This window comes from Candidatus Hydrogenedentota bacterium (assembly GCA_018005585.1).
Taxonomy (GTDB): domain Bacteria; phylum Hydrogenedentota; class Hydrogenedentia; order Hydrogenedentales; family JAGMZX01; genus JAGMZX01.
Window position 1 is genome coordinate 1 of the sequence record JAGMZX010000183.1, and the last position, 10,075, is coordinate 10,075.

General features: G+C 64.0%; 7 protein-coding genes. 4 read left to right on the top strand and 3 right to left on the bottom strand.

The genetic code is table 11. The features are described from left to right. The 4 genes from KA184_21235 to KA184_21250 form a co-directional block, all read left to right on the top strand. A partial coding sequence (locus tag KA184_21235; protein ID MBP8132112.1) for a hypothetical protein occupies positions 1–206 on the top strand: 206 nt, incomplete at its 5' end. 58 nt (positions 207–264) lie between these two features. Beyond that, a complete protein-coding gene (locus KA184_21240) occupies positions 265–1,152 on the top strand; it encodes a sugar phosphate isomerase/epimerase (protein ID MBP8132113.1) in 888 nt (295 codons plus the stop codon). Between the two features lie 56 nt (positions 1,153–1,208). Next, entirely contained in the window at positions 1,209–2,837 is a 1,629-nt protein-coding gene (locus KA184_21245) for a sodium:solute symporter (protein MBP8132114.1), read from the top strand. Positions 2,838–2,842: 5 nt separating this feature from the next. Further along, entirely contained in the window at positions 2,843–4,423 is a 1,581-nt protein-coding gene (locus tag KA184_21250; protein ID MBP8132115.1) for a hypothetical protein, read from the top strand. On the opposite strand, the gene KA184_21255 is transcribed toward KA184_21250, so the two are convergent. From KA184_21255 to KA184_21265, 3 genes are all read right to left on the bottom strand, one after another. Beyond that, on the bottom strand, positions 4,418–7,468 hold the full coding sequence (locus tag KA184_21255) for a LamG domain-containing protein (GenBank protein MBP8132116.1): 3,051 nt from the start codon (positions 7,466–7,468) through the stop codon (positions 4,418–4,420). The genes KA184_21250 and KA184_21255 overlap by 6 nt on opposite strands. A gap of 118 nt (positions 7,469–7,586) precedes the next feature. Beyond that, on the bottom strand, positions 7,587–8,165 hold the full coding sequence (locus KA184_21260; protein MBP8132117.1) for a four helix bundle suffix domain-containing protein: 579 nt from the start codon (positions 8,163–8,165) through the stop codon (positions 7,587–7,589). Positions 8,166–8,340: 175 nt separating this feature from the next. After that, positions 8,341–9,888 (bottom strand): arylsulfatase, encoded by a 1,548-nt coding sequence (locus tag KA184_21265; protein MBP8132118.1) that lies wholly within the window; start codon positions 9,886–9,888, stop codon positions 8,341–8,343. Positions 9,889–10,075: the final 187 nt, after the last annotated feature.

The window sequence follows — 10,075 nt, forward strand, 5'->3', positions numbered from 1 at the left end:
GCGCGATTCGTGTTCCCGCGCAGACAAGTTGGCATGCGGTACTCAAAATCGGGCCGCAGATTTCTCTTGCAGAAAGCCTCAAGTGTACCGTAGACTGTGCCCTGCAGATTGAACAATATGCCGCACATGGGCAACATGTGGCGCCGAGCCTAACGACTGAAAGTACCTGGTCTTTCGTAACTGGTAATGATTCTAATGGGTTATGAACCCCTCCCCCAGCATGCTCGTAACCCAAGGGTCGGAACGGACGGGATGTGCAGGGTCATGACGCCGACGCTGTTTTCCGTGAGTTATGCGGGGTTGTGGGGCCAGGCGCGGCTGGACCTGCCGGGGTTCCTCCGCAAGGCCGGGGAACTGGGTTATGCCGCGGTGGAACTGATGGGCAAGCGGCCGCATCTTTCGGTTGTGGATACGGATGACGCGGCGCTGGACGCGATACGCGCGGCGGCGCGCGAATCCGGGGTCGATATCGCTACCATCGCGGGGTATACGGATTTCACTGCCGGCCGGACTGCGCCGGAGGTCCCGTCCGTCGAGATACAGGTCGCGTATGTGGACGCGCTGGCGCGGCTGGGCAAGGCGCTCGGCGCTAGACTCGTCCGCGTGTTCACGGGGTACACGACGGATCCGGACGCATACGCCGCGGACTGGGACAAGTGCGTCGCGGCGGTGCGCGCGTGCGCGGATGCCGCAGCGGAACACGGGTTGCTGCTGGGTGTGCAGAACCACCACGATGTCGCCGTGGGCGTGGAAGCGTACCGCGAGTTCCTCGACGAGGTGAATCATCCATACTGCCGCGCCATGTTCGACCCGTGGTCCGTCGCGCTGCAGGGCGGGGACCTGTACGCGGCGGCGAAGGCGCTTGCGCCGCGCATGGCGCAGACCACGCTCGCGGATTACGTGCGCCTGCCGCGTTACGAATATGTGCCGGGGCTGGTGAATTACCGCGAGATGGCGGCAATGGTGCGGGCCGTGCCGCTGGGCGACGGGTTTATCGATTTTGAGGCGTTCTTTGCGGGCCTGAAGGACGGCGGGTTCGACGGCGGCGTCGCCTACGAGATGTGTTCGCCGTTGCGCGGCGGCGGTTCCATGGCAAACCTCGACGCCACGGCGCGCAAGAGCCTGGAGGTCATAGAGAAACTGATTGCGTGAGCGCAACCGCCGGTTTCGGGGACGCCACGCGGCGACGCGGGGAGGCATAGCGACCCATGACGCGTTTTGGTTTGCTGGACTGGGTGATTGTGGCTGTCTACTTCCTCGCCATCGCCTCGATGGGCCCGATCTTCGCGCGCCGCAACAAATCCACGGAAGGCTATTTCGTCGGCAACCGGTCCTTTCCCGCGTGGTTGTTGGGCTTGGCGATGTTTGCGACATCGATCAGTTCGATCACCGTGGTGGCGTATCCAGGCGACGCATACCGCACCGGTTACCTGCGGCTCTTACCCGCGTTTATGCTGCCTTTCGGAATACTCCTGGCGTCGCGGATATTCCTGCCGTATTTCCGGCGCAGCCGGTGCACGTCGGCGTTCGAGTACCTGGAAGGCCGGTTCGGGCCGGGCGTGCGGCTGTACGCGTCGTGCACGTTCGTGTTCGGCCAGGTCATGCGCATCGGCACGATCCTGTACCTGGTCTCGCTCGTGTTTCAGCAGATGACCGGCGCGACGCCGTACGTCTGCATCGTCGCGGGCGGGCTCGTCATCGCCACCTACACGGTCGCGGGCGGCATCCGCGCCATTGTCTGGGCGCAATTCCTGCAGACGTTCCTGCTGTGGTTCGGCTCCGCGCTGTGTTTCATCACGGTCGTGCGCGGCATTGACGGCGGCATCGGCACGATTGTCTCGACGGCCATGGCGGACGGCAAGTTTCTCTTCGGCGACCCGGCCACGCCCGGCGGGCCGGTCGTGTCCGCACCGTGGATCGCGTTGCGGGAGAAAGCGATCCTGATGATGCTGCTGATGGGGTTGATGAACTGGCTCACGGAATACAGCAGCAACCAGAACGTGATTCAGAAATACGTGGCCGCGAAGAACCCCAAGGAGGCGACGCGCTCGATCTGGATTTGCTGCTTCTGCAGCGTGCCGACATGGGCTTTCTTCATGTTCCTCGGCACGAGCCTGTACGTGTATTTCAAGCTCCATCCGGACCTGCAGTCACAGGCTATCTTCACCGGCGCGGAGGGCGCGAAGGCCGAATCGATCCTGCCTTATTTCTGTGTCCAGGCGATTCCATCGGGCCTCGCGGGGCTGGTGATCGCGGGCATTCTCTCCGCAGCCATGTCCGCGTCGTCGTCGAGTATCAGTTCGATCTCCGCGGTCACTATCACGGACATTTATCGCCGCCACATGGTGAAGAACCGCGACGAGCGGCATTACGTGTTCGCCGCGCGCCTCGTCTCCGCGGTTAGCTGCCTCCTGATGATGGGTTGCGCAGCGCTCTACCTCGAGATGACCAAGCTGACGCTGCAGGACACGGGCTCGAAGATCGGGGCCATCATCGCGGGCGGACTGCTTGGGTTGTACGTGCTCGGATTCCTGACCACGCGCGGCGACGGGCGCTCGGTGGCGGCCGGCATCGCGTGCACCGTGCTGTTCAGCCTGTACATCACGGCCATTGAGACGCAACTGATCACGGCCGAGGGGCTCAAGTACTGGCTCGGCCTGCCGGAGGCCGTAGCGGGCTGGCTGGCAAAGCCCATTCACACGTACTACACGGGGATATTCGGCAATATCATCATGTTCGTCGCCGGTTACGGGGCGGCGTGCCTCTTCCAGCGGCAGCGCCGCGACCTGACCAATATGACGGTCTGGACGCAGCAGGAAACCGCGGACGAGGAATAACGCCAATGGAAGCAACGCCGGTCTCGAGGCGGTCCTTTCTCGCGGGCGCGGCCGCGCTGACGGGGCACGCGCTCCTGGTGCGCGGCGCGGAACCGTCCGGCGCGCGGGCGCGGGGGACACAGCGCCGAAGCTGCTATATCAACTTTGCCGAGCATCTGCTGAACGCGTTCAACCCGAACATGTTCTATCCCGGCCTGCCGTACCGCTGGCAGGACGCCGACTGGTTCCGCTTCCTCGACATGATAGGCGATTTCGGGTTCACCCACTTCGAGTTCTGGCTCGTGCCGCGCCTGTTCAGCCGCGCCGGATTGACCGAGCCGTTCGGCCTGGAATTTCAGCGGCAGATGAACGCGATCATCGAGCACGGGCGCACCCGCGGCGTGGGCGTCAAACTGCTCGCGGCCTTGACCACGGTCGGCGACGCCTGGCACACGCACTGCCCCAATATTCCCGAGGAATGGGCCGAGTGCCGCATCCTTTGGGACGAATGGACGCGCCGCCTGTCCGGTCTCGGTGTCGTGGGCATCTTCCCGGGCGATCCCGGCGGCTGCTCGCGCAACGGCTGCACCGCCCGGACGTTCATCGACCGCGCGCTCGAAATCGCGGAACTGGTGAAGCAAAACCAGCCGCGGGCGGAAATCGAGATCGGCACGTGGGGTACGCCGTTCTGGGGCTGGGGCGTGATCGAGGGGCCGCCGGACTGGCAGGGCGAGTTTATTCAGAGCATCCAGGGCACGGCATGGCGATTCGACAAGAAGCGCGCGGACGACTCCATGACGTATTTCCTGAAACGGCTGGCGGATTTCCCAGGGGATACGTCCGTCGCCATCAATCTCGGGTTCAACCCCGACGGCAACCCGGAGGCGGCCAACGGCGAACAGGACGCGCGCCCATGGGCCAACGAAATCGCGAAAACGCACCGCATCCTCACTTGGGATTTCAGCCTCACCGAAGGCGAAAACGCGATTCTCCCCCACTACCGGTTCGAGCGGCTGTTCGCGCAGCGACGCAAGGAACGCGACGCCGCACCGTATTCGGGCGGCATCTGCTTCACCATGACGCCGCTGCTGAACCAGCTTTCTCTGTACGAATCCGCCCAGTCGTTCTTGAACCCGGACGCCGCCGCGAACGCGCTGGCGCGTGGATTCTACAGGCGGCTCTTTGGCCCCGAAGCGGAGGCGTTGTGCGACGTATTGCCCTTATTCGAAATCGTGCCGGACTGGGGCAACTACGCGCGGCTCGACATCTCGCGCGCGGAATATCATAAGCGCATGAGCGATGGAGCGGAGCTGCTGCGCGCGCTCGAAGGACGGGCAAGCGGCGATGTCCCCTTCCACCCTGATATCGAGACGTACCGGAAGAACCTGTTGTTCTTTTTCGAACTGCTCGCGGACGTGACGGCGTCCTCGCCGGATTTCGACGCGATCGCGCGCCGCTATTGGGAACACGTATACGCTATCTACGACCATCTGCCCAAACACGTGGATCCGCGCCCGCAGGCCGCGACGCAGCGGCTCGTCCGTTTCTTCGACCCGCAGTGGGACCGAGCGGCCGTCGGCGCGCTGCCGGAGCGCTGGCTGTCATAGCTGCAGCGTGAGCGCGCGCGGGCCGTCCAGGTCATACGCGCGCTCGACGCCGTCAGGGCCGGTGAGGCGGATATTGCCCGAGCCGTTCACGTCAAGAAGGGTCTCGCGCGCATTGTGTTGCCGCACCAGCACGTTGACCGGCGAGTCGCACCCGATTTGCAAGGGAATGCGCACGATCGCCGCCGTCTCGTCTTTTTCGAGGACAATTTCCGTCCTCACCGATGCGCCGTCCGCCGTCGTTATGAAGTCATGCTGGACACGGTGTCCCCGCGAGTCGAAGTGATAGACCATATGCAGGTCGCGCGCGCCCGGCCAGCCATAGACGCCGCCGTTCATCGTGATGATGCGTTCCTTGCCCTTTACGCAGCCTGCATGCGCCTCCTCGACGGTGATCGGGTACATCTGTTGCGGTAATGAGACGAAGGACAGCGTGACAGGCTCGTTGTAGTACGCGTAGAGATTGCCCCACCGCAGCTTGTTGAGCACATCGCGATAGAGGCCTTCCTCCGTGCCCGCGAGCGCCGGATCGCTCAGCGTAATCGGCGTGGGCAGCAGCGGCACGTCGGGGCCTTCGTTCACCTCCTTGTCCGTCATGAGCGGCAACGAGCAGATCGTGCGCGTGGGCACGACGCCGTTCGCGATGACCACGCCGCCCTTGCCCCAGATCTTGCGGCACCACGCGATCATCGCGTCCTGGCTGAGCAGCAGCACCGAACCCTTCTTGCGCGTTATTTCGTGTGTGACCGGGTCGATATCGGCGCTGCGGCCGTCCCAGCGGTCGTAGGTGTATTCGCCGCCGTAGCCCCAGAGGAACCCGTCCGCGAACACGCCGCGGCAGCCCATCTCGTCCATCATGACCTCGACGCTGTCGAGCATGGCCTTGCCGAAGCTGTTCTCCAGCGTCGGATAGAAAATCCACCAGCGCCAGTTCTGCTCGTACCGTTCGCGCGAGAAGTAATTGCCGCTCCCGTAGTCGTTCGGATACACCGTCTGATTGCCCATCGCATCGAGCACGCGCGAGTCTGGAAACAATTCATCGGGCCGGTTCGTCGCGTAGAGCTGGTGCGCGACGTGGAACATGCCCTTGATATTGGGCCGCACCGCGTACAGCCGGTCCATCATCTCGCGGATGCGCCGGCGTTCCAACGGATGCTCGACGAACTCGATGCCCTCGACGGAGATGCCGGGATCGTCCGTGCACCACGACAGGCAGAACACGGTCGCGTATGCGGCGTTGCGCTGTTCGAAGTATTCCGGGCCGGGGATCAGGCTGGCGTCGCGCTTCTGCTGCGTCCCCTGGAGGAACGCCAATGCTCCGTCGACGCGAACGCTGTTGCGCCCCTCGTTACGGCGAATCGCGTTGACCATGTCAAAATAGTCGCCGCTGCTGTTCAGGTAGACGGCCCATTCGAGCGTATAGGATGCGCCCGCATCGAGCGCGAATTCGTCCGTGGACAGTTCGATTTGCCCCGCGCCGTCATATGCGCCGCGGCTCTGCACAATAAACACGTCGTCGACGGGAACCAGGCCCGCGCCGAGACCGGCACTGCTCAGCAACAGCGTCGGGCTGCGATTGATGCTGCGCCGCGCGACGGGCTTGACCGTGGCGCGGCCGCCGACATACACGACCGCATCGTCCGAGGCAGGCCCGGCCAGCCGATGACGGATGAGCAGCCCCACCGGCGCTGGCGATGCGTTGCTCACGGTGTCGCGCACCACGACGCGGTCCGGCTCCGGCGTAACGCGTCGCGTAATTCCGTAATGTGCGCCTGTGGCGCTGACCGCGTATTCCTGGTCCGTTGTAATCCGCCAGTCCGAGTTCACGGCTGCCGTTGCTTCGTCATCAACTCCAAACGTGTTCCAGCCGCCGCCCGGAACGCTGAACACGGACTCGACGGCGAGTTCCCGGCCCGCGGCCTTGATGATCAGGCCGCCTCCGGCGGCGGCGCGCGCCTCATACGCCGGCGGCGGCACGATTTCAGGCAGCGCCGCCGCCGTTTTCTTCCGTGGCGACGGCGGAACGAACGGCGCGGCGGGATAGTGAAATCCAACGCCGTCGGATGCTTCGCGCGCGGGGCTTTCCAGGACCGCGCGGAGCAGGTAGGTATCCTCCGGCAGTCCTTTCAGGTCGAGCGCAACGGCGGCGCGCGCTTTTCCGGCGGAGGCATCGACAGGCATTTCGACGGCCACCGTGTTGTCGTTTTTCAGAATTTGCACCAAGACCCGCTCCGTGTCTTGGAGCGGCTGCACCCCGAAGGTATCGACTTCGACGAACGCCTGCGCTTCGTCGTGGTAGATGTGCGGCGTGATTTGTATTCTCCCGCGCAGCGTGTCCTGCGCGCAGCGCCCCGCTCCGCGCCAATAAGCGTCGATAATCTCGCTGTCGCGCAGTGCGCGGTCGTAGACCGACAGTTCTTGGATGGTCCCAGCGAAAGACTGGCCCGGCGCGCTAATCTTGAACGATACCGGCCCCGGGTCCGGCGCTTTCGCCGCGAATTCCGCGTCGCGCCGGCCGTTGACATAGATCACGACCCGTTCGCCGCACCGGGAGACGGCCACAAACGCGGTCCGCCCATTTTCGAGCGCCGTGCCGCCGAAGCCGTGCTGGTCCGCGCCGTCCTGACTTGACCGGTACATGACCTTGGCCGTTGCGCCGTCGATCCGCACCAGGAATCCCGACTTGCGGTACTCCTCGCAATCGACGATGGTCCAATTCGTGGTCTCATCCGGAAACGGCGACGCGTCGAGCCGCACCCAGGCCAAGAAGGTCGCATCGCCCGCGAGTTTCAGCGCGGCGTCGTCGCCGAAATCGACGTAGTCGCCCGAGCCGTCGAAGTTCAGGCACTGGACGCCGTCCCGCGAGGTCCAGGTCGCGCCAGCGATAACGCCGTGATGGCCGTTGCCGCTGCGGTCGTGCAGCACCTCGCCCCGGCCCTCGCCGAACACGTAATGGGCGATCGGCCCGCGCGGTTCTTCCGGGAACCCGGCCACGGAGACCAACCCGGCCAGAAGGATCGCGAAAAGCAGACGGTGATTCGATTTCATGGGCTATTACCCTCCCCTGCTTCACACATGATAGCGCAAAGACGGGTGCTTTGTGGTAGATGACGTGGGACTCATGGGACAAATGGGACGTATGGTTTTCAGGGGCAGGTGCGTTTTTTTATGAGCGCGGGTCCTCGTTTCTTCTCTGGCGGTTGCGTTCGGCCAAGCGGGCGCGGAACATGCGCTCGCGCAAGCCGCCTTCGTTGACGAAGTCCCGTTCAAGCCGGCGGAGCTGCTGATCGAGGAGATAATTGGTCTGGTGAATCAGACAGACGATGATATTGGCCACGGTTTCCGGTGGACGGCTCTCAACAAAGGTCCGATAAGTCGCATAGGATACATCAGTCCCATTCGCCATATTGCGCGCGTAGCGTGCTTCCCGGCTGTCCTTGTCCCAAAGGCGCAATCCACGTGTCCGCAGGAAGTCGCGGTAGTCGGCAAGGAGTTCCTCGAGACTGGCGCGGGCGACGTTGGTTAGTTTGATTTCCGTCTCCTTGGATGTGCCGGAAGCCATGCTGCCTTCGATGATATTCTGCTTACCGGACCGGGCCGCCTGGATCATCTGATCGCGGGTGCGGTCGTATTTGTCGAGGAAGTGGTCGCAGAAAGAGACGGTCGCGTCATAGACGATCTCGGCTTTCCGATAGGAAAGAAGGTCAGCGTAACCGCCATGAGGCGGGATAGAGCCATAAGCCATGGGGCGCTCCTCCCGTGGCCGGCAAGCCGGCCTCTCCCCTGTGTCTCTTCATGTCCCATCAGGTTAGATACTGTGCCGCACGTGCTTCAAGTATCCCGGAATGCCGCCGGAACGCTGCGCGGAAAGACTTGAAGCGCGCAGTGTGCCGTCGGCTGAATTGCGGAAGATCGCGGCCTCACTCTTGCCCTGCGCCGGGTCCCCAGATGTTGGTTTTGCCGTCGTTGGGTTGGGGGGCGCCGGGCGTGCTGCGGCCTGACGCGACGTAGCTTTCGAGCAGGCGTGTGAGCCGTTCGACGATCTCGGGATGTTCCGCTTCGAGATTCGTCTTTTCGCCGGGGTCGTCCGCGAGGTTGTAGAGTTGAACACGGTGCAGGTTCCCCTTGCGCGCGTCCTTTGGTTTCGGGTCGCTCCAGCCGCCGGAGTGGCCGCACAGGATCAATTTCCACGGTCCCTGCCGGATGGCAAAGAACCCGCTTACCGAATGATGCACCGTCGCCTCGCGCACAGGTCCCTGCGTCTCGCCGGTCAATGCGGGCACGAGGCTGACGCTGTCTTCGGCCGCGTTGTCAGGCAGCCTTTCCCCGACGATGGCGGCAGCGGTCGCCATCAGGTCCGTGAGGCATATTGTTTCTCCGTACGTCGCGCTTGCGGGCACGCGGCCGGGCCAGCGCGCGAGGAACGGGATGCGGTGGCCGCCGTCGAAGATATCCGCTTTGTGGCCGCGGAAATGATAGCTGGGATAGTGCCCCTTCGCATGTAGCTCGTCAAGACCCGCCATCGGCGCGCAGCCGTTGTCGCTCGTCACGATGAACAGGGTGTTCTCGAGCATCCCGGCCCGTTCGAGCGCGTCGCGCACCTGCCCGACGGTCCCGTCGACCTGCGCGACGAAGTCGCCGTATTCGTTCGTGTTGGTGCTGCCTGCGTACGGGGTAACCGGCAGTATGGGCGTGTGGGGCGCGTTCAGCGGGAAATAGAGAAACAGCGGTTCGCCCGCATGTTCCCGCGCGTGTTCGTCGATGTATGCGACGGCCTTGTTCGTGAGCGTGGGCAGCACGTCCTCGGGCCGGAAGCCCGGCGCGCATTCGCCTTCGCGAAACAGTTGTTTCCCTTCGCGGCCGGGCGCGGTTTCCGCCGGCGCCTCGACCACGCGGTCGTCCTCCACGTAGCAATAGGGCGGCATATCCAGGGAGGCCGGAATGATAAAGGAGCGATCGAAGCCGAGCGCGCGGGGGCCGTCCGCGACAGGCTGTGCGTAATCCACGTTTCCGGACCGCGGCATCCGGCCGTTCGTGGCCGTCCAGCCGAGGCCCAGATGCCATTTCCCGACGCACACCGTCCGGTAGCCCCTCAACTTGAGGAGCGAGGCGACGGTCATCCGCCCCGTCTCAATCAGCGGCGTGTCGTAGCCATTCAGCACGCCCTGCTTCAGCCGTGACCGCCACGAGTAACGTCCCGTGAGGATACCGTAGCGCGTCGGCGTGCACACGGCGGAACCCGAGTGCGCATCCGTGAAAATCATGCCGTCGCGCGCGATCCCGTCAATGTTCGGCGTCGGGATTTTGCACTCGCTGTTCAGACAGGTGACGTCGCCGTAACCGAGGTCGTCCGCGAGGATGTACACGATGTGCGGCGGCGGTTCCGCCGCGCGCGCGGCCGCCCGCCGTCCGAAGGCTGCGGCCATAGACCCCATCAAGACACCGCACAGAAACGACCGGCGATCCATGCGCCTCCCCTCGTTCGCGTTCTCTATCCATTGAAATACAGGTATGCGCCCAGAATGATGATCAACACGGCCGCGGACGCGGCGACATCGCCCCAGCCCCAGCTGCCGCGCGATTCGCGCCGGTGCGCGTCGGTAATCGTGCCGAACGTGAGCCCTTGCAGTCTTGCCAGGTCCGGCGCCTCGGTAA

Excerpts from the sequence above, each read along its gene's own strand:
- KA184_21240 (MBP8132113.1), top strand. The coding sequence starts at position 265 with ATGACGCCGACGCTGTTTTCCGTGAGTTATGCGGGGTTGTGGGGCCAG.
- KA184_21245 (MBP8132114.1), top strand. The coding sequence starts at position 1,209 with ATGACGCGTTTTGGTTTGCTGGACTGGGTGATTGTGGCTGTCTACTTC.
- KA184_21250 (MBP8132115.1), top strand. The coding sequence starts at position 2,843 with ATGGAAGCAACGCCGGTCTCGAGGCGGTCCTTTCTCGCGGGCGCGGCC.
- KA184_21255 (MBP8132116.1), bottom strand. The coding sequence starts at position 7,468 with ATGAAATCGAATCACCGTCTGCTTTTCGCGATCCTTCTGGCCGGGTTG.
- KA184_21260 (MBP8132117.1), bottom strand. The coding sequence starts at position 8,165 with ATGGCTTATGGCTCTATCCCGCCTCATGGCGGTTACGCTGACCTTCTT.
- KA184_21265 (MBP8132118.1), bottom strand. The coding sequence starts at position 9,888 with ATGGATCGCCGGTCGTTTCTGTGCGGTGTCTTGATGGGGTCTATGGCC.